This window comes from Shewanella sp. (genome assembly GCF_041630135.1).
Taxonomy (GTDB): domain Bacteria; phylum Pseudomonadota; class Gammaproteobacteria; order Enterobacterales; family Shewanellaceae; genus Shewanella.
The window spans coordinates 15,035-37,582 of the sequence record NZ_JBFKLW010000030.1 but is presented as its reverse complement, the minus strand read 5'-3'; the positions used below and the strand labels follow the sequence as shown (position 1 = coordinate 37,582).

19 protein-coding genes, 1 tRNA gene and 1 pseudogene are annotated in these 22,548 nt (G+C 44.8%); 7 read left to right on the top strand and 14 right to left on the bottom strand.

What is annotated here, in order from left to right; translation table 11 throughout:
* Window positions 1-41 precede the first annotated feature (41 nt).
* Window positions 42-170 carry a DUF3149 domain-containing protein gene (locus ABYK60_RS10140; protein ID WP_372871903.1) on the bottom strand — a complete coding sequence of 43 codons (129 nt, stop codon included), beginning with the start codon at window positions 168-170 and terminating at the stop codon, window positions 42-44.
* 774 nt (window positions 171-944) lie between these two features.
* Here ABYK60_RS10140 and ABYK60_RS10135 point away from each other — a divergent pair.
* A tRNA-Leu gene (locus ABYK60_RS10135) sits at window positions 945-1,031 on the top strand.
* Between the two features lie 196 nt (window positions 1,032-1,227).
* Here the strand turns inward: ABYK60_RS10135 and ABYK60_RS10130 are convergent.
* The 6 genes from ABYK60_RS10130 to ABYK60_RS10105 all read right to left on the bottom strand — a co-directional run bounded on the left by ABYK60_RS10130 (window position 1,228) and on the right by ABYK60_RS10105 (window position 6,506).
* Window positions 1,228-1,632 carry a DUF2787 family protein gene (locus ABYK60_RS10130; RefSeq protein ID WP_220066646.1) on the bottom strand — a complete coding sequence of 135 codons (405 nt, stop codon included), beginning with the start codon at window positions 1,630-1,632 and terminating at the stop codon, window positions 1,228-1,230.
* Window positions 1,633-1,644: 12 nt separating this feature from the next.
* The gene (locus ABYK60_RS10125) at window positions 1,645-2,091 is read right to left on the bottom strand and encodes a JAB domain-containing protein (protein ID WP_144224912.1); all 447 of its coding nucleotides are present in this window, start codon (window positions 2,089-2,091) and stop codon (window positions 1,645-1,647) included.
* Window positions 2,092-2,163: 72 nt separating this feature from the next.
* Entirely contained in the window at window positions 2,164-2,673 is a 510-nt protein-coding gene (locus ABYK60_RS10120) for a DUF6641 family protein (protein WP_372871902.1), read from the bottom strand.
* A gap of 22 nt (window positions 2,674-2,695) precedes the next feature.
* Window positions 2,696-4,717 carry an AAA family ATPase gene (locus tag ABYK60_RS10115; protein WP_372871901.1) on the bottom strand — a complete coding sequence of 674 codons (2,022 nt, stop codon included), beginning with the start codon at window positions 4,715-4,717 and terminating at the stop codon, window positions 2,696-2,698.
* Entirely contained in the window at window positions 4,714-5,643 is a 930-nt protein-coding gene (locus ABYK60_RS10110) for a tyrosine-type recombinase/integrase (RefSeq protein WP_372871900.1), read from the bottom strand. The genes ABYK60_RS10115 and ABYK60_RS10110 overlap by 4 nt, the downstream gene beginning before the upstream one ends.
* A gap of 140 nt (window positions 5,644-5,783) precedes the next feature.
* A complete protein-coding gene (locus ABYK60_RS10105) occupies window positions 5,784-6,506 on the bottom strand; it encodes a hypothetical protein (RefSeq protein WP_372871899.1) in 723 nt (240 codons plus the stop codon).
* A 428-nt stretch (window positions 6,507-6,934) separates the two neighbouring features.
* Here ABYK60_RS10105 and ABYK60_RS10100 point away from each other — a divergent pair, with 428 nt between their 5' ends.
* From ABYK60_RS10100 to ABYK60_RS10085, 4 genes are all read left to right on the top strand, one after another.
* Window positions 6,935-8,929 (top strand): DUF3987 domain-containing protein, encoded by a 1,995-nt coding sequence (locus ABYK60_RS10100; RefSeq protein ID WP_372871898.1) that lies wholly within the window; start codon window positions 6,935-6,937, stop codon window positions 8,927-8,929.
* A gap of 210 nt (window positions 8,930-9,139) precedes the next feature.
* Window positions 9,140-10,342, top strand: a complete 1,203-nt coding sequence (locus ABYK60_RS10095; protein ID WP_372871897.1) for a hypothetical protein — start codon at window positions 9,140-9,142, stop codon at window positions 10,340-10,342.
* 107 nt (window positions 10,343-10,449) lie between these two features.
* The gene (locus ABYK60_RS10090; protein ID WP_372871895.1) at window positions 10,450-10,857 is read left to right on the top strand and encodes a LexA family protein; all 408 of its coding nucleotides are present in this window, start codon (window positions 10,450-10,452) and stop codon (window positions 10,855-10,857) included.
* 1 nt (window position 10,858) lies between these two features.
* The gene (locus ABYK60_RS10085) at window positions 10,859-12,118 is read left to right on the top strand and encodes a Y-family DNA polymerase (RefSeq protein ID WP_372871893.1); all 1,260 of its coding nucleotides are present in this window, start codon (window positions 10,859-10,861) and stop codon (window positions 12,116-12,118) included.
* Window positions 12,119-12,590: 472 nt separating this feature from the next.
* Here ABYK60_RS10085 and ABYK60_RS10080 read toward each other — a convergent pair whose 3' ends face one another.
* From ABYK60_RS10080 to ABYK60_RS10065, 4 genes and pseudogenes are all read right to left on the bottom strand, one after another.
* Complete coding sequence (locus tag ABYK60_RS10080; RefSeq protein ID WP_372871892.1) at window positions 12,591-14,792, bottom strand: DEAD/DEAH box helicase; 2,202 nt, start codon at window positions 14,790-14,792, stop codon at window positions 12,591-12,593.
* Complete coding sequence (locus tag ABYK60_RS10075) at window positions 14,789-16,099, bottom strand: ATP-binding protein (protein ID WP_372871890.1); 1,311 nt, start codon at window positions 16,097-16,099, stop codon at window positions 14,789-14,791. The genes ABYK60_RS10080 and ABYK60_RS10075 overlap by 4 nt, the downstream gene beginning before the upstream one ends.
* The gene (locus ABYK60_RS10070) at window positions 16,096-18,375 is read right to left on the bottom strand and encodes a TerB N-terminal domain-containing protein (RefSeq protein ID WP_372871889.1); all 2,280 of its coding nucleotides are present in this window, start codon (window positions 18,373-18,375) and stop codon (window positions 16,096-16,098) included. The genes ABYK60_RS10075 and ABYK60_RS10070 overlap by 4 nt, the downstream gene beginning before the upstream one ends.
* Before the next feature lie 201 nt (window positions 18,376-18,576).
* Window positions 18,577-19,477: pseudogene (locus ABYK60_RS10065) on the bottom strand (IS5 family transposase).
* A 261-nt stretch (window positions 19,478-19,738) separates the two neighbouring features.
* On the opposite strand from ABYK60_RS10065, the gene ABYK60_RS10060 reads away from it, so the two are divergent.
* Window positions 19,739-19,900: a YhfG family protein gene (locus tag ABYK60_RS10060; RefSeq protein ID WP_372871888.1), complete on the top strand. Its 162-nt coding sequence runs from the start codon at window positions 19,739-19,741 to the stop codon at window positions 19,898-19,900.
* The gene (locus ABYK60_RS10055) at window positions 19,893-20,483 is read left to right on the top strand and encodes a putative adenosine monophosphate-protein transferase Fic (RefSeq protein ID WP_372871887.1); all 591 of its coding nucleotides are present in this window, start codon (window positions 19,893-19,895) and stop codon (window positions 20,481-20,483) included. The genes ABYK60_RS10060 and ABYK60_RS10055 overlap by 8 nt, the downstream gene beginning before the upstream one ends.
* Window positions 20,484-21,177: 694 nt before the next feature.
* Here ABYK60_RS10055 and ABYK60_RS10050 read toward each other — a convergent pair.
* The 3 genes from ABYK60_RS10050 to ABYK60_RS10040 form a co-directional block, all read right to left on the bottom strand.
* Entirely contained in the window at window positions 21,178-21,573 is a 396-nt protein-coding gene (locus tag ABYK60_RS10050; protein WP_372871886.1) for a hypothetical protein, read from the bottom strand.
* Between the two features lie 73 nt (window positions 21,574-21,646).
* Window positions 21,647-21,979, bottom strand: coding sequence for a DUF6488 family protein (locus ABYK60_RS10045; RefSeq protein WP_372871885.1), 333 nt, complete (start codon window positions 21,977-21,979; stop codon window positions 21,647-21,649).
* A 26-nt stretch (window positions 21,980-22,005) separates the two neighbouring features.
* The gene (locus tag ABYK60_RS10040; protein WP_372871883.1) at window positions 22,006-22,530 is read right to left on the bottom strand and encodes a hypothetical protein; all 525 of its coding nucleotides are present in this window, start codon (window positions 22,528-22,530) and stop codon (window positions 22,006-22,008) included.
* Window positions 22,531-22,548: the final 18 nt, after the last annotated feature.

The following is a 22,548-nucleotide window of genomic DNA, read 5'->3' as shown; positions in this document are numbered from 1 at the left end:
CTCTTGAAACATGCACAGTTAAGAACATTGAAAGCAAAAAACTAAGGCTTTGCAGACTTCGAGAACAACATCCACGTGATGTAGGAAACAATTCCAATAGTGGAGAAAATTACAATCATTGAGAGTAACCCAATCGGGTTGCCAAACATCAAATCCAGCCAAAACGCCATGATTGAAATCCTCTTTCTCTCGAAGTCAACGCTAACTTACTCCCAGAGATGTTTTGCTTTTCTGATCTCGATCAATAAAGCCCCCTAATTGATTACACCACTGAAAAACAAGTGTTAATAAATTGATGTGCATCAAGTTTTGCTTAACTTCAAAACCCTGAATCACGCCTGTTACTGAGCGGGGGGCGGTCTTCAGACGTGCATATCACTTTGGAGGTTAATGGTGCTGGATTTGCCGGGCCGGAGTGCCAAGCATTTCAGTTACGAAAAAGCGTTGTTCACAACCTTCGGCTTGCCTCAGCAGCACAACCAGGCGGCTAATAAATTGTTGTTGCGGTATTGGATTATCAGCGCAGATTTGGCCAGGAAGAAGATTTCAATGCTGAATTAATGTGATTGTTCAGTGTCTGGCTAATAGAACCTATGCCTGCCAGTGACGTAGGTTGTTGCCCATTTTTTATCAGTAAAGGTATCAATTCACTATGTTGGCTGATTTTTTAAGCGATTGACTGTCAGTGGCATTTAAACTCAGGTAAAGGGCTTGCCAAGTGATGGGGCACAGGTATAATCCATGCCCAGAGTCGATGACCGAATTCGGTTACGACCACACAATATGATGCCAGAGTGGTGAAATTGGTAGACACAGGGGATTCAAAATGCGCTGCGTCTTCTCAAAAAATTTCGCTAAGCTGTTGAAAGTCAAAAGTTAGTTTTAAAAAGTTAACATGTGAAACCCTTGCAAAGTTTTGCAAAGAATTTCGCGAAAAAATTTGTGCCAGAGTGGTGAAATCGGTAGACACAGTGGATTCAAAATCCACCGCCCTTAAAAGCGTGACGGTTCGAGTCCGTCCTCTGGTACCATCCTTAAAGCCGACATTAAGTCGGTTTTTTTGTATCTAAAATAAGGTGTTACACGCTTACGCCTTAGTCCGGAATCGGTTCCGTTTTCTGCTTTTTTTACCCTTCAGTCCTTCCAAATTTACCATCCTTTGCAAGGCACTCCGGCACCTTTTTGCTCTCGATTTTGCCCCTAAATTGACTATCTCAGCTTTGCACATCATTCCGGCGAAATGGTTACGGTAAATACGTCCATTTCGAGCCAGTAACTGAGGAAGTTTGACTCCCATACTTGGTATATCTCCACAGCTGACTTGATGCTGTAGACGCCAACCATGTTCTGAAACACCTTGCAGTCGAAGTCAAAGTCCAACTCCTTCGCGAGCTCCCAGCTGTCACCCATACCGACATAGCAAAAGTCGGTGATGTAACTTAGGCGCAGGTATTCTCCCTGCCGTTCAAGACGGATTTCCACTGGATGAAAACCGCCTTTGCTTGGACTGTAGTTCGGATCTTTAAAGCTGATTGTGATGACTGAGCCGACCGTGTTGCTGACACGCTGCTCAAGCGCACTCAGCATTTTCTCCGACACAGGTAAGACTAACTTTCTGATGATGGTATTCATGGTGTGGTTTCCTTATTCAAAGATGTCGCTGTGCGACTCACGTAGGCTATGGTGTTGGTTTAATCCGATAATCACGTGATCAATCACAGTGATATCCAGCAACTTGCCGGCCTCGACGACTTTGCGCGTGAACGCAATGTCATGACGGCTGGGCTCTGGGTTTCCCGACGGGTGGTTATGGATGAGGATGACGCTCGGCATATTGAGGATCACAGCGCTGCGTAGCACTTCTACTGCGCGCATACTGATGCTGTTGACTGTGCCTGTCGCCACCACTTCAACGCAGTTAATCGTGTTCTGTGACGTCAGATTCGCGACGACAAACACTTCCTTCGACTCGTACTTGAGATAGTCGAACACTTCTGCAGTCTGCGCAGGACGCTTGAGCTCCTTTTCAGCGAGCTCGGAATTTATCTCGCGGAATTGATACTTCACGTTGATTTCCCGAATGATAGCCATTGGATTTCTCTCCTTATCAAACGCCAGAAACAACAAAGGGGCCGAAGCCCCTTGCTGGAGTCGGCAATAGCGTCATGCGTTAGCTTTGGTGGTGTTGGTGGCAGTAGGTTTTGACTTGGCGGCTGTCTCTGACTTCGCAGTAGATTTGCTGTCATTTACAGGCTTCTGCTTTTCAGGCGGCAGTAAAAAGTCATCCAGCTCTCCTTTCTCAACTGCATCTATCAACAGTCGCAGGATCTCCGGCAACTTGGCTTTGTCTCCCACATCAATGGTGGGCTTCCCCTTTTCCAGCTCAATGACTTTTCCACTGACTCTGACTTCGAGAAAGTAGTGTCCATCACTGTCGTAGTACCAGGGCCGGACATTGTATTTCCGGCGAATAGTCTTACGCTCTCCTGTCTCGGGATCTTTCACGGTCTTCTCGCGGAAGGCTTCAAACGGCTTTCCGGCAACATCGCACTCTGCCATTTCCAGTTGCATGTCGAGCTTATCCAGCATCTTCATGCGTTTCCCAAGCACAGGTGGCTTCGGGGCAATTTCAGGGCGAACGACGACCTTGAGCGAACTCAATACATTAGACATGGTGTTTTCCTCTATCGGTGGGTTATCGGATGAATCCGATGGGGCGCTGTACTTGCTTGCGGTTGTTCTCCGCACTTAGCAAAGCAACAGCATTGGCTCTGTGGTTCTGGTTGGGTTGAAACATCATCCTGCGCGCAAGAATGGCAAAGTCTCCGGGCGTCAGATACGTAAGCTTGGCAAGGGCAGACTGCTCATCTACTGTCAGCTTTCGCAGTTGCAGCGTCTGTCGATACAGCAACTCCTTTTGCTGCTGAGTGAGATAGTCACACTCCAACTTGAAGTCGAAACGACGCATCACAGCGCTATCGAGCGCATTCAGATGATTCGTCGCTGCAAACACAGGCACTTGGCAGCATTCGAGCTGGGACAGCAATTCATTAACGAGTTGCACTTCGTGAACTGCATTCGCGCTCTCTCGCTTCGATAAGATGCTGTCGACTTCATCAAGTAATATGAGCTGCTGCGACTGCTGAGCACTGCGAAACAGCGCAGCGAGCTTTTGCTCACTGTCCCCAACATATTTGCTGAGTACATCCGAGCTTTTAATGTGCAGTACATCGAGTCCCATGCACTCTGCGAGATAGTGCGGCCAGGCGGTTTTCCCTGTCCCTGGTGGTCCGGTGAGTAGCACCCGTACCGGAAGTCCTTCACTGACTGCAAATTCAATGTCAGCAAGTGTTGCATTCGCTTCCTGTCCTTTGAGATTGAACAGCGCAGGATCGAACGCAATATCGCCTTGATAACGCGTGTTGGATACCTCCTTGCCGCTTGCCTGCTGTGTTGATGCAATCACGCTGTCTATCAGCGCTTCTGCTTCTTCTCCTTGAAGCTCCAATGTCTTCGCAATATGCGCAGCATTTGCAATAACGGCAGGTGATACGTGAAGACTTCCTGCGAGCTGCAACATGAACTCCTTGGAGACATTGAGCGGACTCAGAATCGGCTTATTCATCCGATAATAGAAGTGCTCATCCGGTACAGGCAGTTCCATCACAAGCTTGAAGCGACGCACATAGCTTTGCTCCAACAGCTCCACATGGTTGGTAATCCAAATAGCAGGAACAGCATTGGATTCCAGTAGACGCACAAACGCTTCCTTCGTGTAGACAGTGCTGATGTCATCAAACAGTCCTTCACATTCATCGACGAGCAGGACAGTGCTGTGACTGTGCTTCAGCAGCGATTGCAGCATATTCATATAGCCGAGCCGCCTGCGTGACGGAGAGCCTGTACCTATGTCATCGAGTAAACGTCCTTCTTCGACATGCACACTTCGGACTTCCAGTAATTGCCTGTTAATGGACTTTGCGAGTGTACGCGCTAACTCCGTTTTACCAGTGCCAGGCTCGCCATACAGCAGGATATTGATCCCTTTAAGCTGCTGCTTGGTCGCGGCAGCAAGATAGCGTTGCAGCATCTGTGCATCGACATGCTCAAACTGCTTCAGCGTGAATTGCGCAGCAGGACTTTGGACAGTGACTTCCGACAGTAGCTCGGCAGGTTCACTCAATTTATGCGTCGTCAGCGTATTCGCTAAACGCCCGGAGAGACGCAGTAATCCGAGATGATATGTCGATGACGCACAGATTAGCTGGAAGTCCGTCAGCGTTTTGAGGATGTTATTGAAGTCGTCTTGCGTGATGTTGTAATGCGCACAGAGCGTACGTTCCAACACCATAGGATCTGCATCTGACAGTTGCTGCATCACATGCTGTAATCCATCGTTGCTGCTCAGTACTATCATGAACTCCAGCATCTTTTCAGCATGTTTCGGCAGTTCGAAGGTGCGGCTCAGAAACGCAGAGTTGTGCTGCACAGTCTCGGATACGACAGGATTGCTATCCTTCGCTGGAAGCAGCGCAGTGATGTCATCCCACTGATAGCGCTGATGCACACTTGCGTCTTGTCCTGTCAGGATCCTGAGTGTTGTTCCCGACAGCGAGAAGTCCTTTTGCCATGCCTCATTTACGAGTAGCTGAGCGTAATGGGATGCGAGAAACTGACACTGCTTGTTGTTTCTCAAGCAACGTTTTCGCTTAATCATGTCTGTCTCCTGCGCTTGCGTATCGGCGGCGCATCAAAGTTCAACTGCGCTGCAGCTTGTCGCATAAAGTCATCGCTGCGTTTGTCATACAGCGTTGTTGTACTGATATCAGCGTGTCCCGCCATTTGCCGGACTGTGTTGATATCCACGCGCTGGGACAACAAGCGGGTAATAAAGGTGCGGCGAAGGTCATGGGGAGAAACGCCTGGAACGCCGAGCTCTGACAACGTTTCCCGGACGATGCGATATAACGTATCTGGACTGACAGCCGTACCCGTTCGCTTAATCCCTGTGAGACTGCATTTGCAGATCAGATAGCCTTGCTGCTGCCCACGGACCTTGAGCCATGTAACCAGTGCCTGCTCTACCCATGCTGGGAGAAACAGAATGCGACTCTTGTTACCTTTACCTGCGAGTACTGTCAGCGTCTGCTTCTCTAAGTCCAGCTCTGAGAGCTTGAGCGCTGCAAGTTCGCTGCGTCTTAGCCCTGTGCCGAGGAACAGCGCGAAGATTGCGAATGTCCGTTTTCCGTAGTCAGTCTTTCGCTCTTTCAGTCGCGTAAACAGTGCTGTCACTTGTTCGTTTGTGAGTGGATTTCCCTGATGCTGTCCATGCTTCATCTGTCCTATCGTCTCGATATGCGCAACTTGGGAAACATCTGCTTTTCCCATCAGCGCTGCGACTTTGACGATATTCCGAATAGCTGTCATTGCTCTGTTGATGGAACGCGCTGACCAGCCAGCATGCACCATCAGCGCCCGAAGCTGCATTGCTTGCTGATAGTCGATCGCAGAGAGCTTTAGTTCCAGTTCGCTGCTGTGCCAGTCCATCAGTTTGCCGATGCTGCGCATCTGCGAATGGATAGAACGCTGACTTGTCGCCGATAACCGGCTCAAATACAGCGCGTACGGAGTCGCTGCAGTCATAGTTAACTCCAGTGGATTCAGATTGAGATGTTGAGATAGTGGATTGAATAGATGTGGGATAGCGATACCACGCTATAAAGCCATGGTATCACTGGAAAAGCGGTGTTTCAGCCGGTGTTTTTGACACGGCTGAAGCTCGACTATTTTTTCCTGGACTTAAGAATAGCCTTTGCGTTACCAGCTATAGATTGACTTTCGCCAATGTTCTTTTCCTTTGAATTTGTTTGATTTTTTTCTTGTTTTTGCATGCCCCAACGCCTGTTTATCTTGACGTTAATAACCCCACGATTTAATTCGATGAACGCATAACGTGTGCCCTGGCACTTTGCATCTACATTCGGGATATCATTTCCATATGGGACAGTTGTAAGGGTAAGCAATCCTAAGTCATGTAACTTTGTCAGATACATATGAATCTGCTCAGGAGCATCTAAAATGATGTTTTCTTTCTTTAGCATGTGAAAAAACGAGGTTTTAGGTTTTAGGTATTTTTTGACCTTTTCTAGGGCGGGAGACTTGGCATATATGTACTTTGGCGATGGGTTTTCTTGTTGGTTATCAATGCTTAACGTGATATCGATTAATTCGATTTCAGAGATTTTCTCGAAGCAATACAGTTCATAAAGGAAAAGAGCAAGCTTAATTTCATCTGCATTGATCTCTTTTGCTGCAATGATGTTTAATACATGATGTAGATACTCCGAATTCTTTGAAAATCTTGCAAAATCAGGTGTTTCTGAGGTTGGCATGTGTTTTTTGAGTAGTGCTCTCTCAGTAATTTTTTTTGTTAAAATGATGGGGTGGTCTTTAGTTCCCAACTTTTCTATATCCATATCTATATCCATATTTTTGCTCTCCAACATTGCATCTCATTGTATTTAAAATACATTCTCTATTTTACTCATGAAAGTGTGAATGCATGCCGCAATCATGAAATTTGTCAATACACGAGCTTTCCATCTCCCCTAAGCATTGAATCTACTGGATTCCAACCACTTTCATGAAGAGATATTTTTAAAAAAATTCAGAGCGATAGATGTAGAACGGTCGGCATTCGTTCTCAAAAAACAAAATCTCTCTATGTCATTGTTTTTAAATACCATTATTTGAACTCTGTGTAGCTACCAAAGTTCTCCCACCTTTTTAGACTCAATTTTGTTACGAGACCTTATGTGATCCAGAAGTGGGAGTCGGAGGGAATACCTTATTTTTCATAATGATATTGTATTTCCGTTGACGAAGTTCTGAGCTTCTCTCGACCAGCCATTGAATAGCTAAGGAGTTATGACAAATGAGTATCAATAACGCAAAAAACCTAGAGATCGTTGAAGCCTGTCCGACAGAAATGCGGACGATTGCTCATGAAACAATCTTGTGTCTGATGGGACTTAAGGACGGAATTAACCACCTGAAATTTTTTACTTATGGTTCCGATGACAATGGGGGACAAGTGGAAGGGATTAGACCCAAAAGCCCCTTTACCTTCTATGTTCAGGTTAAATATCCAAAAAGCCAATGTGGTAATGACTTGGAGGTATTCTCAGCTCGGACGAAAGATGCCGTCTATTGGTACAGTTCAAAGCAAGCGTTTGCTGCGGTGTATTGCTGCGAATGTAATGATGAGGCTCGTAAGCACTTGAAGTCTATTACTGCTCCGACACATTGTGAATTTCGCATCCTGTCAAACGTTCGCCTTGGTCGAAAGAATATCAAAATTTCGAATCAGCCTAAGATATTGACACACTACGAAATAGTAAGCCGAATCGGCTCGATTGATTGGCTCCCTCATAGATCATTCTCAGAAATCGGAGACTACGCAATGTCTCTTGATGAACTTGCTGTCCCACCAACCTTGTTCAAGGCGGCAAAATCGATATGGATGCGAGGCAATAGCAATTTTGACTATGTTATTGGTTCAATCATTGGTCTTACGGGAGCTATCCTTGCTCAAGACTTCCGGGTGGCAGTGCATAAGGGCTCTACAACTCATGTATCCCCTAATATTTGGGTAATGAATGTTGGTCATCCTTCAGCAGGGAAAACACCAGTGATGTTGGCAGCCTTAAAAAGTGCAAGCAGTTGCATATTTCAGCGTGACGAAAGTCGGGAGCGGAAGGAGGAAATGGCAGAGCAGGTCATACGTCAACAAATTAAGAGCAGTCTTATGAAAGCTGCCAGCAATAGTGATGACGAGGAAAATCCTTGCCTTTCAATAGATGAAGTTGAGCTCCAGTGCAAAGCAAGACTAGCGAAAATCATGCCTAAGCGCAGAAATAACAGAGGAATTCACATTTCCACGGATACGACTCTTGCAGCGCTTTATAAGCTGATGCAACTCGGCCGACCGATTGCTTATGTTGCCGACGAAGGTGGAGCGTTCTTTAAAGGTATGGAAAAGCCTGATGCTTCGTCATCAGCACTTCGCGGCATTTTTTTGAATAGTGAATCTGGTAATGGGCATCTGAACATTTCACGTGCCAATCAGGATGATAAGGTCATAGAGAAGGCTGTCGTTTCAGTGCTTGCAGGAATTCAGCCTGATGTTCTGGAGCCTTTTATCAGTGCAGCTCAATCAGGTAATGGGAATGATGGATTGCTAAATCGTTTCCAGTGGATGGTGCTCCCCGTTACAACTCATGACATTCCATCAATTAAAGGTGGATTCTCTGAGCTGCAGATTATCACTTGCAACCAGTTTTTTGATTCTCTTGCCAAATGGAGACCGAATCTGCTGTCTAGTGGTAGTGGCGACCATTTGCAGATTCATTTTTCCAGTAGTGCCCGTAAGGCTTATGAAAACTGGCTTATTCATCTGCAAAATGAGCGTCGTAAGTATGATCCTAAGCATCTGATGCACAGCCAACTCGGCAAATACGAAGCGCTAGCTTGTAAGTTAGGACTGATTTTTCAGGTATTCCTTAATTACGATGTTGATCATGACACATTTACGCCGATTAAATTCATTTCTGCAGAAGCTTTTGATTACGTTGAGCAGACTATTGACTATCTAAAGTCCCATGCGATGACGATTTTTGGGGTTGATGGGGTAGCAAAACAAGAAAAGTCCAAGCTTTTGTTTGAAAGGCTGAAGAAGAAGGACGTAACGAAGATGTTGTCAGTTTCTGAAATGGCCCAATGCAACTGGAAGGGCTTTAGTGGACGCGGCGATGAAGCAAAAGAAGCACTCCTGGAAGCTCTCCACTACCTCGAAAAGTGCGGTTTGGTTAGGCCAAAATTTAAGGACGGTAAGAAGGTTTGGCAAATCAACCCCAAAGCTGTCTGGTAGACCTCATTGATGTTTGGGGAGAAGCCCTCCCCGCAAGGTTACTGGTGTGATTAGTGTGCTTAGTGTGCAAATTCAAAAGTGAATCCAAAAACAATGGTCACTGCTCTAACAAATTTGGAACACAACACTAATCACGCTAGCCAGTGTAACTCACTATAATACAACAGTATTTTTTGTTGTCTCTATATTGAACTATCTAGAGAGCAGTGTATGACATCTCCTTTTAGTAAGAACTTACCTAGTGTGATTAGGGTTCATTCTGCAACTACTTATAAGCATGCGGTAGGTGCTTACAAAGAAGCAACGAACCATCTGCGATTACCGGCATGCAGAACCCTTAAGGCCCCGAAACCAGTAAGGCAAGAGTTGAAGGATTGGTATCGCCATAAGCCAACAAACCGGAAATTCAGTAAAAACATGCTTGCCAAGCTGTCCCGCTACATGAGTGCGATGTTGGAAGATCCCGCTGAATATGACTGCGAACCATTCGTCGACATGCTGTATCTGACAGTGGATGCTGATTCTTCTGTTGTAAGCGGGTTGGATGAGGCTGTGACACAATATCAAGGGAGTCTGCTGAAACTTAAGAAAAGTGGTCCAACATGGATGCTTAAGAATAACAAAGACGTTTACATAAACTTCGCGTCCTTCGTTAACGTCGAAAAGTCTAAAATCCGTATCAGCTGGGGCCTCCATGAGAAGGTAAAAGAGCATCGCCCGAACCAGCGGCTTTTGAAAATTGCTTTTAATCCTGCAAGGCACACAGAGCAGGAGCTTATTGAGTTTTTTCAGTGGATAAAGTCTTTGCTCGGGAAGCGTGCTAAGGCTTTGTTGAGGGTAGCTAATGTTACACGAATAGACATCGCAATGGATCTCTTCGGTGTACCACTACGTTATCTCCTCATAGACCGCCCGAACGTCAAACATCTCAACCATCACCTAAACCTAGCGGCCAAAGGCAAGCTAATCGGTACGCAAAAGTTCGGTAATCCCGCGTCAACGTGCCTTCATGCCTACGACAAGGTTCAAAAATACTATGATGTGGGGCCATACATTGTTTCGCTGCTTGGTTACAACGTCGAGGACGCCGGACTCATTCCCATTTCGAGAGTAGAAAAGGCGTTTAGGCCCGCCGACACCGTTCCTGTGAGCCTTGGTAACCTGGAGGCCTTGCCTTATTTTCTTAAAGGCACCTGCTTCTACTGTCCAACATTGATCAATTTGCTAACGCCAATGCAAAAGCTTGAAGTTAAACAGTATGGCTTTGCGTACTGGTTTCGAAAGCTCAAGAAGAAACAATGGGCACACAAGAAGCGGATGGACAGTTACGTGCTTAAAGAGGATCACGACACGCTGCATGCAGTTCAGATAGAAGCCCTGAAAAGGTTAAAACGACTGATATTGGACGCATGACACTGTACGATCATGGCACTTAAGTAACTGCCTGTGCCCATAGTCATTGCCGAAAATGGCCAAAACACACTATACTGTATATATGAACAGTGATTTGTGTGTATTCCATGAAAGTCATTCCTCTTAGAGCGAGAGCAGGGATCACCGGCTTTGAAAGTCCCGCAACGGATTACTACCAACTCCCCCTGAGCCTTGATGAGCTACTTATCGAGCATCCGAGTGCGACCTTTATCGGTCAAGCGGCAGGGGACTCCATGCAAGGGGTTGGGATTTTCGATGGCGATGTCTTGATCGTAGACAGGCACGTGATGGTGAGAAGTGGCGATGTGATAGTTGCAAACCTGAATGGCGAGTTTGTCTGTAAGCTGATAGATACCAGGCGCAAGCTTCTGTTGTCTGCCAACGAATCTCATCAGCCAGTTCCTGTATTGGAGTGGGATCAGTTTTCCATTGAGGGAGTGGTGATCCGCTCTATCCGTTGTCACAGGCCAAGCAAGGTCTTGGAGGCGAGCTGAAATGTTCGCCCTGGTCGATGCCAACTCCTTTTACTGCAGCGCCGAGCAAGTATTCAGACCGGATTGGCGCGGAAAGCCCATTGTGGTGCTGTCAAACAATGATGGCTGCGTAGTTGCTGTAAACAAGCAAGCCAAGGCCGCAGGGGTTGAAAAATTCAAAGCCTTCTTTGAGGTACGAGACTTGTGCCGGAAGGCAGGTGTCATAGCACTATCATCAAATTATGAGTTGTATGGCGATCTCTCATCCAAGATGATGCAGATCATTGGTCGCTTTGCACCCGAACAGCATGTTTACTCAATAGATGAGTCCTTTCTTTCTTTTCGCCGCTCATATCCAGCCATAAAAGACCTCTATTCCCAGGGCATGCTAATCCGGCGCACAGTATGGAAAGAAGCGCGTTTACCCGTGTGTGTGGGTATGGGCTCAACACTGACACTAGCCAAAGCCGCCAACCATGCAGCGAAAAAACTCGAAGGCTATCGGGGGGTTTGTGTCATTGATAGCGAAGATGTGCGCCAGTATGTACTTGAACAAATGGCTGTAGGAGATGTGTGGGGGATTGGCCGCAAGTTATCAAAAAGACTGGAATTGATGGATATTCGCAATGCCTGGCAGTTGGCCAACATGCCCCCAGGGTTAGCACGTAAACAATTCAGCATCGAAATGGAGCGTACCGTTAGGGAGCTTTCTGGATTGCCGTGTAAGGGCTGGGATGAAGCCAGGGCGGACAAGAAGCAGATATTTTCAACCCGCTCTGTGGGTGAGAGGATCACTGATATGCAATGTTTGAATCAGGCAATTGCCAAGCATGTAGGAATTGCTGCGGCCAAAGCCCGCAAGCAAGGCAGCCTTACTGGCGCTGTGTTGGTGTTTGCCAATAACAGCCCCTATGACGAACGTCCTGTGGGTTTTAAGCGGTTGGTTAAGTTTGCCGTACCTACAAACTGCTCCGCAGTTATAACCACCGAAGTAAGTAGGGTTGTACCTGAACTTTACCGCCCAGGTGTGCGTTACTACAAGATTGGCGTAGGGCTGCTCGACCTGACAGACGAAGTACACTTTCAAGCTGATCTCTTTTCACCGAACCCAGCAAATCCTCGGATAATGCAAGCCTGTGATGCCCTTAACCACCGTTATGGCTCTGATACCTTGTTCCTCGCGGCACAAGGTATCGAGCAAAAATGGGCGATGCGCCGAGAGCTGCTTACCCCACAGTACACGACCAATTGGCACCATCTTCCCGCAATACGGTGTTCCTGATAGCCACTGTCACTTGCCGTATAAATCGGAACGGCGGTAGATAAAAAGTATTAAACCTGTGGCCAATTTTACTTAACCTCTACAATCCTAGATGTCGACCTTCAAGAAGTTGTCTGTCTGATCTACTTGGACAATGACGCTGAGAATCTGGCGGGTCTTCGGTATATGGCTCAGAATATGTTCTGCATCGAGGCAACCAAGATCAGCGTGCGAATGAAGCTTAAGCGTTGCATGATTAATACCGGATTTTTAGAAGGCAGCAAATGAAACCAAAAAGCCTGCTTGATCTTCGTAAACCTTACTCGCCAACATGGAGTTAAGTGATTTATTTTTTATATATTTAATTTCATTAGTTAAAATATAGGAGCCAGAATCCATAAGGCAATAGAGAAAGGAATAAGAAAATTTTTATGTTTCTTTCAAAAATTTTAGTGTTTTCCGCGTCATCAGTATTTCTCACTTCCTTGAGAAATTAGTACTGACTTACCGTAGAGATAAGCCAGTTTTTGGTACTATCAAGATCGAAAGTTCTAGCGCCGTATGCTAGTTGGAGCGCCTTCGGAGGTAAATACTCATCAAACTTTTCAACTCGTTTTTCGAACACAAAATTTGCGAGCTCCTCAGCGCTTGGCAGCTCAAGATCTTTCAGCGATTGTAATTCCGATTTAATATTACTTAAACACGTATTACTGACTTCAATAACCCCCGCGTAAACACCCGTTTCATACCCATTTTTAATGAGTAATGTTGCTATCGTGTTGACGACCTTATCGCCATGCCATGTAAAGATGTATACATCATTACCGTGTTGAAGCAATGAATTCTGCTGCAGTGAAGCCTCGTTAAAAAAAGCCACGCCCTGTCTAAACAGCTCTCTCGCGTTGGCATCAGCAAAGTCAATTTTTTGGTCAGCAACGGCGATTCGGTAATCGCCATCATTTAAAATTTTAAACATTTCCTGGCGCACCACGTTATGCACTGACATACCGCTACCACCGAACTTTGGAGGCTTTCCTCCCTTTGCCCGTTCAACATAAATCGTCCTTTTTTCGCTGTCGATATCTTTGACTATCCACCTTCTTCCGCCAAAAATAATGTGTTGTCCAACGAGTACCAATGAGTCGATAGGCAACGTACCAAGCGTTTTGGTACCACTGACAATCCTGAATTCTTCAGGAGTTTTGAACACGGCATAGAATGAGTAATGCCCAGTTATTCGTTCACCTAAAACACCTAAAACTAACTCTCCACTACCAAGCTGAATAATTAATTCTGAGCTACCCATGTGCAAAAGAACAGCCTTATAGTCTGCTGGAGAAACATTTTTGAAAGGCCCTTGTTTGCAAAGCAGGCTGTACAACTGATCGGCTCTAATACCTCCCCACTGTGCAATAACCGCGAGGATTTGATGCAGCAGCGTTGAAAAGTGATAAAGCGATGTATCGGCCGGCTCATACCACTTACTACTGATAAGCAGTCTTATCATGGCAAGGGACTGGATTAACTCCAGACGCAGCTTATCAATCGGGTTTGAATCTTTAGTCAGTTCATCTTCAGCAATCAACATTCTAAGAATAGAGGCGCCGCCCCTGCGTCCTGAACGCCCCATTCTCTGGCGGAGACTTGAAACGGAGTGAGGGGCCGTAACCTGGACAACTGAATTGACTTTTCCAATATCAATACCGAGTTCCAGGGTCATGGTGCACACCGCTGTTGTGGGATATTGTTCTTGTTGAAGCCGTTTTTCGAGGCTCTCTCTTAGTTCTTTTGAAAGCGAACCATGGTGAGGGAAAAACTCATTAGGTACATGTTGTTGATCACACATGTCGCTTAACGTTGCCGCTATGCTTTCCGTTCTATTGCGGCTGTTAGCAAAGACTAGGTGGTTTCCACCGCGGCAAAACTTATAGAGATCTTGGCAAATTTTATATTCAGCATCGATGGGTTCTTCGACGTCTACCTGAGCAGGATTAATATAGCCTTTTATCTGGACTTTAAGTGTTGAGACAGCATTTGTATCCCTGATAATTTTGCATGGTAATGATTGGTTAGGGCGCAAAGCCAAAGGGACTTTCTCTATTTCGCCTAGCGTAGCACTTAACGCGACCCTTGGAATGGGGGACTTTAATCGTCCAAGTAGGTGTTCTAGCCTATGGAGTAATGAGAGTAAATGGTGTCCACGCTCTGAGCCTAAAAAGGCATGGAACTCATCAATTACAACATATTTTAGTTTAGAGAAAGCCGATTTAACCCACCCGGCATCGCGGATGAGAAGCGACTCAAGTGACTCCGGCGTGATTAAAACAATGCCAGCAGGAGAGGTTTTCAGCTTATTTTTTTTGCTCTGAGGGCTATCTCCATGCCAGGGCGTAACTGGCATATCAAGTAAGTCTGATAGACTTTCCAGGCGCCTGTCTTGGTCATTGATTAGCGCTTTGAGGGGACTGATATAGAGAATACCGACCCCTTCCTGTTGTTCTGCAATAGCACTGATTGCCGGGAGAAAAAACGCCTCGGTCTTACCTGCAGCAGTTGATGCGCTTATAAGAACATCTGTTTTGGCTGATAAAATGGGATCGATAGCAATACTTTGGATCTCTCTGAGTCCAGACCAGCCTTGCTGAAAAATCCAACGCTGAACTCTGATGTCCAGCTTCTGATGCTCATCCCTCATAGTTTAAAGTCGGCCAGATCATCCTCAGTATCTTCTATAGAAAGCTCAACATCGGAAGGTTTTTCTTCTTCAATAGCCACAGAGACGACAAGATTATTCCAGGCAATATTCGGATTCTGATCGATAACCGCAAGCATATCCAAAAATGCCTTAATGGTGTTCCTGGGCGTTCTAAAGTAAGCATCACCGATGGTTTGGCTACAGTGTTTTAAGAACGCCTTTAACGACTCATCAGGAACAAGATACTTACTTTCATCACCCTCGGCATAAACATGACGCAAGTTTTTCAACAGGATGTAAAGTTCTTCCGGCGTCAAACTCGCCAGATGTAATGCAGGGGATGAATAATCGATAACACCGGCTTGTTTAGCAAAGGTGTTACCGGCAAGCCTGGACTGTAACGCTTCATAGCTGTAAAGGCCTTTCCTGGGATCCAGAAGGAATTCGGGAGTACCGCCAAGCAAAAAACCCAAATGCTCCGCAGTTCCCTGAAGACAGTCATTCAGGATGCGTAAGATCTGTTCGTAGTTCGATGTTCTTGCTGTGGTGTTATTGAGTTTATAAAGGTTCACCATCTCATCTAGGTTGACCAAAAGCCCCTGATAGCCGGCTTGGCGAACAAACAAACTCATCAATTTGAGTGAGTCATAAAATGACGTATCGGAGATAATTGTTCTTACACCGAGGTCGTTACGAGCATCGGTTTTAGTTGAGTATTCTGCACGTAACCATTTGATAGCATTTGCTTTAAGTAGCTCGTTATCCGCATCATGACCAGTCCAATAGGCTTCGATAACCTTGGCAAAATCATACCCACCAACTAGCTCTGATAAAGACGCTAACTTTTCATGAATGACAGCATTGATGTTCTTTCCGGTGCAATCAGCTTCCATGCGAGCTTCAGTAATAAACTTCTCAACGACACTTGTTAGCGCATTACCGTCAGGTTTATTGCGAGTAGACATGTTGCGCATTAGCTCTGAATATAGGTTTCTTGCTTGGCCTGCAGAGGCGTGAATACGTCTGTCGGGTGATAGGTCTGCGTTTACGGTAACCAGCTTCCTTTCCAGCGCAATAGCTCTTACAACACTTAAAAAAAAGGTTTTACCCGAGCCATATTCCCCAATAATTAATCTAAAGGCGGAGCCCCCATCGGCGATCCGTTCGATATCTTGGATCATGGCCTTGAGTTCATTTGCCCGACCCACCTGAATATGTTGTATCCCGACTTTAGGCGTTACACCCGATTTAAGAGATTGGATAATTGCGTCTCTTTCCTTAGCCCGAATTCTCTTTGCAATCATCATTTACCCCTTAATTCTTCGACAATTTCGAGATCAACATAGATATCACCATCATCATCCAATACAGATGCGTCGACTTTATCGTAAGCCCATTCATTAATCGTTTCTATCGCACCATCGATCATCAGTTTGAGTTTGCTGCAGAGCTCATGAACTTCATGACGAGTCCATACAGCCTTTGTTATTAGCTGCTCAAATAGGGCTAGGTGGGTCATATCCAGACCACTATTATCAGAGATGGTGACCGAAATTTGCTCAGATTCAGGCTCATCATCTTCAGTAAAAATATTTTCCAACATGGCTTTTGCGTCACTTGTATCGTTCTCATGCATGGCCAAAATGTCTTCATCTAGCTGAAACACATCTTTGGTTTTGTCTGCATCTTGCCGCGCTGATAATGAGCCCTTTTGGGTCATAGTTAGGTGGTGGATGTCGCTTGCTACGAGTGATTTATCCAAGCCCAGGGAGGTATATAACTTTTCAATTTGCTTTACTTCTTGAACATCTACCTTACCGTCAGCAAGGGCAATTGATACGATAAATTTCTTCAGGAACTGGATCTGAGTCTCGTTTAGTTGCTTTATTTTTGCGCTCAAACCAGCAGTATTCGCTGGGCTATTTAAACGCCATGTTAGATATGCAAATAACGAATTCTTCTCCGTTGGTGATAGCTTGTCATCATGCTCGATGATTCTGCGAAGCGCTCTGTTCTCATCATCTGCTAAAACACCATCAATTGTCGCCACCATCGCACCAAGTCTTAAGGCGAGCATTACCTGATGAAAAGCAGGAGACGATTCAAAGAATTCTCCATGTCCCGGGGAAAACAATACGATGTTTCCGTCAGCTTTGAACTTGGTTAAGTGAAAGCGTAGATCCGGTGCGATACCAATTCCCGCCTTCGCAGCGAGATTTGTCAGCAGGTCGATTTCCTTTTTATTAAGAGTTTTTGGTAACGGCATTCCTGTATGGGACCAAAACTCCTGAACTGTTGTCAGCCCTTTGTGATCAGCAATAACTTGCTCAGCCCATTGCTTGAAAGAACCAATGACAGGAGAGTCAGATTCGTTTGCAAGCTCCTTGGGCAATAGCATTAATGCAGCGATATCATTCTTAGACGTATCTGCCTTTCCTAAGTACCGGCTATAGCTATTTAGCTCATCAGTGCACTGCTCAGCTATCGGTATGATTTTGTTTAATGGCGCTTTAAGCACGCTAGGGTCGGGTAAATCTTCCAAATTCAAGTCAACGCTATGTATGCCGTTACTGGCTGCATGATAGGAAAGCATGAGTTTTGTTTTGTTGGGCTTTACCGGTATCCCATCGCCAAATTTATCTCTAAACCTTATTTGAAAAAGTTTTCTGAATTCATGTTCGCACCTTCTAGCAGGTGTCTTTAGAGTGTATTCAAATGTATTTTTTAGCCAATCCAGTGCAAGATCTGCGTTAACAGGTTGGCTATTAGCAATCGTGGTCGCAAGTCTAACTTTGAACGACAATCCGTTGTTTATTTCTGGGACATCTGCCGCTCTATGTTCTAGCAATGCCGGTCTTAGCAGGGTCATTAACTCCAGGAAGTTTGTAGAATATCCTCTGAAGGAACGGTTGTCATTGAACACTTTATTGAGGCGCAAGACTTCATCAAATATGGTTAAAAACTCTTTATCTGATACTGAATTATTTGTCTTGTTTTCAATAATTCGTCTTTCAAATCCGTAAAAGTATATGAATACATAGCCAATTGGCGTTCTTGGATCAGAACGGTCCGAAGCCAAAAAATCAAGGTATGCACCCCTACATCCCTTGGATAAAGTGGCATAACTTGGCCAGTAACCGAGTGACTCATCAGTGTATAGATCTGAGCCAGTTTTGAATGTTTTTGCTAGTGCCTGGCGCTTTTCATCGACTAATGATGGCTCAATTCCGTACCCCGAGAGGGCTTTCAGCACCCCGCCAAAATAGAAAAAACCTCTGCTTATTTGCCTGCCATTAATGGTCATTTGGTCTTCTTCGCTGACCCAACGGCCTTTCTGAGTGTTGGACGACTTTTCCGCTTCTGCGCCATAACTTGTATAGACCCTGAATGTCGCGAAATCATCATCTCGGGCACTTTCAACCTCAGAACTAGCAGATGAACGAGTGTTTTTTGAATTGATACTATTGCTTGTAATGCTTACTGACGGGCTAGTGTTAGTACTTACATTCGCTTTTGGTTTTGGTTTCCCAGACCCGAGTTTATAGAGAACAAAAATAACGATTGCACCTATAATGAATTCCATTTTCTTGTCCTTTCGGCGTTCTAGAATCTTTACGTTGCTCGAATTAGGGTTCAAATTCCCTAAAAAGACAACTGAAATTGATAACATTCTTTGTATCAGATTTCGCCTAAGCTGGCAAAAAATAGCCTAGTTTGCAGGGTAAATTGGCGTTGTTGATCAAATCATTGCGTGAACAGCTACTGCCCCAAGGTCTTGCTCGGTTTAACGACCGGTTCCCCCCGAGGGCATACCCAAGCTAAGCATTTTGTTCAAAGCCTTGACTCCGACCATAGCTTCCCCGACTTGGGCATTGTAGTCACGCAGACTCAGGCTTGGGCTTATCAGTTGCTTTTTCGGTACATGGCCGTTTCTGCCAGTGACCTTTTGCAGTAGTCTTGTTGGCGTTTCCACTCTGCCAACTGATCTGCTTTCAAAGCGATTACCGCCTAGTTGCGGATGTGCTCTCCTCGCCAAATGCCTGCATTTGGCCTCGGCGGGATAACTGCGGTGCTCCCTTTACGTGTCAGCAATCGATGACAAGCCTTGGTATCATAAGCGCCATCGGCAGAAACATGCTCAATGCTACGACGCATCGGCTTGAGTAAGGTGCCCAGCACGACGTTGTCGCCAACGCTCTCAAGACTGACTTCCGCCGTAATGATGGTATGTGTTTGGGCATCGACTGCCAAATGCAGCTTGCGCCAGATGCGGCGCTTTTGTTTGCCATGCTTGCGGATTTTCCATTCGTCTTCGCCAAAGAATTTCAAGCCTGTGGCATCGATAACGACATGGGCAATCGAGCCATGTCTCGGCGCTCGGTAGGCAATTTTCACGGTTTTAACTCGCTTGCTGAGGCTGCCAAGGGAACATCCATCAGCTTAAACAAGGAATTAATGAACCCCTCTGTGGCGAACAACGACAAGCCAAAAACGCTTTTCAGCATCAGAGTTACTTCAATCGCTTGGTCTGTAAATAGAAAGCCGCGTCCTCGCCCACCATAATGCTGATGGCATAACCAGCCTTTAATGGCCTCATCATCCATCCAAAAGGTCAATGAAACGCGATTGCGTAAACTCTTGTTGTACTCAGGCCAGTTAATGATTTTGTGCTTGGCTTTGCCCATGATGATGACTCTGTCAGTCTGTGCTGAAAGATCTGATCACCAGCGGCTGAAATGGCTCAGAAGGATTTAGTCAACAACGCCGTCAGTAAATACAAAAAAGCTTAACTGTTCGTGTAAACGTGCGATTTGTGCATGTTAATATGTAATAACCGGTTTAATGGAATAGCTGGCGTAATCGTTATAATGCGCATCTATTCATAAAATTGATTTTTAACATATTGTAGAGTAAAATTTGCTCTAGTAGTCTTTTGGAAGATAGTTATGAAGAACAATGCATTGAATTTCAAGCGTTTTGAGGCATCAAAGGTCAGAAACTATGCTGAAAGCTTACGCTTGGAGGGTTACGACTTAGCTCAAGCAAAAAAAGTTAATAACTCCAAGGTTTTGGCTCGGTTAGAGGAGTTGACAAAGCTAAATGCCTGATAAGTATGGTGTCGGACAAGACATTTATTGCTACCCAGACAGTAATGTTTTAATTAATAATTTCGATATTCGTGACGAAGAAGAGCTTGAGGCTGCAGAAATCTCCTTAACAGCAGCTCGAATAGTTTCATTCAATCCTAATTTTGAAAACCTCTCGTTTGATTATTTTTGCGAAATCCATAAATATCTTTTTCAAGATCTTTATTCTTGGGCTGGAACAATAAGAACTGTTGACATATCAAAATGCGATACTAGATTTTGTAGTGCCAGGTATATCGAAAAGGAGTCTTTGAAGCTATTTTCTCAGTTAGAGATGCTAAATTTTCTTTCTGATCTTGATAGAAATACATTTGTCAGAGGCTTGTCTAATTTTTTCTGTGAAATGAATGTTATTCATCCATTTAGAGAAGGGAATGGCAGAACACTAAGGTTGTTCTGTGAAATATTAGCTATCCCAGCCGGATATGAATTGAACTGGCAATCCGTATCAAGAAATAATTGGTTAAATGCCAATATAGAAGGCTATTTAGGCAACTTGAATCCTCTCATTGAAGTTTTTGATGGAGTTGTTACGAAGACATGATAAAAATCTTTAATTACGAGCAAGTAGATGAAATATCGAGAGATTGGGTTTTAAAGTTCAGACGAAGTAAGTGCCTAAATACCTTGGATTTGATGGTCGACAAGGCAGAAAGAGACCATAAGTCTGAACGGTTAATTCTTGACGCAATCAATTTAGCTTGGTGTGTTAGAGAACAAGAGATTAAAAATGGAAAATTCATATAAATCTCTTTATGAGAGTAATTAGAGTTAGCATATAAGTAAAAATCTCAGAGTATTGAATATGACTCAGTAAATCTTATGTTCTGAAAAGTGACACTAATAATTTAATTAACTCTGTAAGTAAAATCGTATTAAATTGATGCGTAAATAATTGCATGTTAAGAGTAATTAAAACGTATGCAGTGTACAAAAATAACGGATGTTGTTCATCATGTTCTTTTGAAAGAAGGAAGCGGGTTTCCCATAGAATTTTATCCAGAGAAGATTTACACAAAATGTCATTATGGAAAGTGTTAACCAGCATTGGAGCAGAGTCTTAGATGAAGCCAGATACAATATAGAGCTATGGCTTGTTCTCACAACCATGTTCCCCACCTTGTACAGTGAACAATGTGCCATGCTTTGCATGGCATCATAAACTCTAAAACTCATCATGCGATGAGTACTAATCTAGGGGAAGGCTCGGAGTAAAGATGTAACGTCCTTGATGTTGATTACTTCACGGTGAGAACAACTTTTTCGATATTAGAACGATTCAGTGGGGAGGATTGAAAATGGACATGAGGGACTTTAGTTCTGTGGGATTTATCTATGGCATCAAACCGCTTTTTGAGTTTTTCGGGGTTGTACGCTATATGTTCTACACCAATGATTTTGTTATCTGAGTCTAGAAATTGAAGTTGAATGACTCCTTCAGCACCAGAGCTATTGCCACTAGATCTCAGTACGCCCTCAATGACAGTACCACTTATCGTTTCATCGATTTTTAAATCTCTAATGATAAGGCCATTTTCTTGGTCGGAAAAATGAAGCTGTAGACCCTCCGCATGGACTGAGTAAGGTAATAACAGATACATCAGTATAAATATCAATTTTGTTTTTGAGAGCATAGCAATGGACCTCTTTTACAAGCTTCGAGAGAAGCTGAAGTGCCAGCGTCTAAGCAAGACGCCAGCACCAACATCATTCAAAGAGCTTCTTTTTAACATCAACAACTTGACCATTCATGCTAACGACTATCAGTATGTGGTCATGTTTCAATTTATTCTCTGCTTTGATGACATAATATTCAGATGTCGTTTGGTGTAACGTGTAACTTACGTCATCTGTGGACTTCCAGGATTCATCCAGTTTACCCACGTCAAAGCCCATGTCTTTGAAAGTCATCTTTTGAACCGACTTGGTTGCGATGTTGATGGCATTTTGACCACTGATCATACCGTGATCACCATGTGCGAATACGCCATTACTTGCCAATGCAAAGCAAATTGCGACTACTGATATTAAAGATTTCATTTTAGTCTCCATTTTCCAAAGGTTATTTATTGCTTGAGGCCAATCACGTCGTATTGCCCTTTCACCATTAACTGAACGGCCACTGGTTTATCTGATTTGTTTTTCCAGTACCAACCATGAGAACCCGCGAATGGCGCGGTAAAGCTGCCTTTCATTTCACTCGACGTTGCAATGGTGTAACTCTCGAAGTAGCCGGTAGTGTCACCATCGGGTTCGCCGTGAAGGTCAAAATACAAGGGTTCGCCATCGGTCAGCCATTCATAGGTCATTTTGGCGAACTGGTGCATGGCAAACTTATACTCCACGCCTCGACCTGCAGGAACCGTGATTTCGATGGTTTGAAACTCATCGCTGCCTTCCACATTCACGATTGGGGATGCTTCCGCTTCTGCGGCCTGAGCTATGCTGGTCAAGCCCAAAGACTGCCCGATGCCCGTTGGGTCGATGTTGTACTCGGCGGGCAGTATCAATGTCACCAAGGTTAAGGCAGCCACAACAGTAGCCGACAGGCTCGCTTTAATCAGGGTTTTGGTACTTACGGTATGTTGCATAGGATTCTCTTGTCTCTA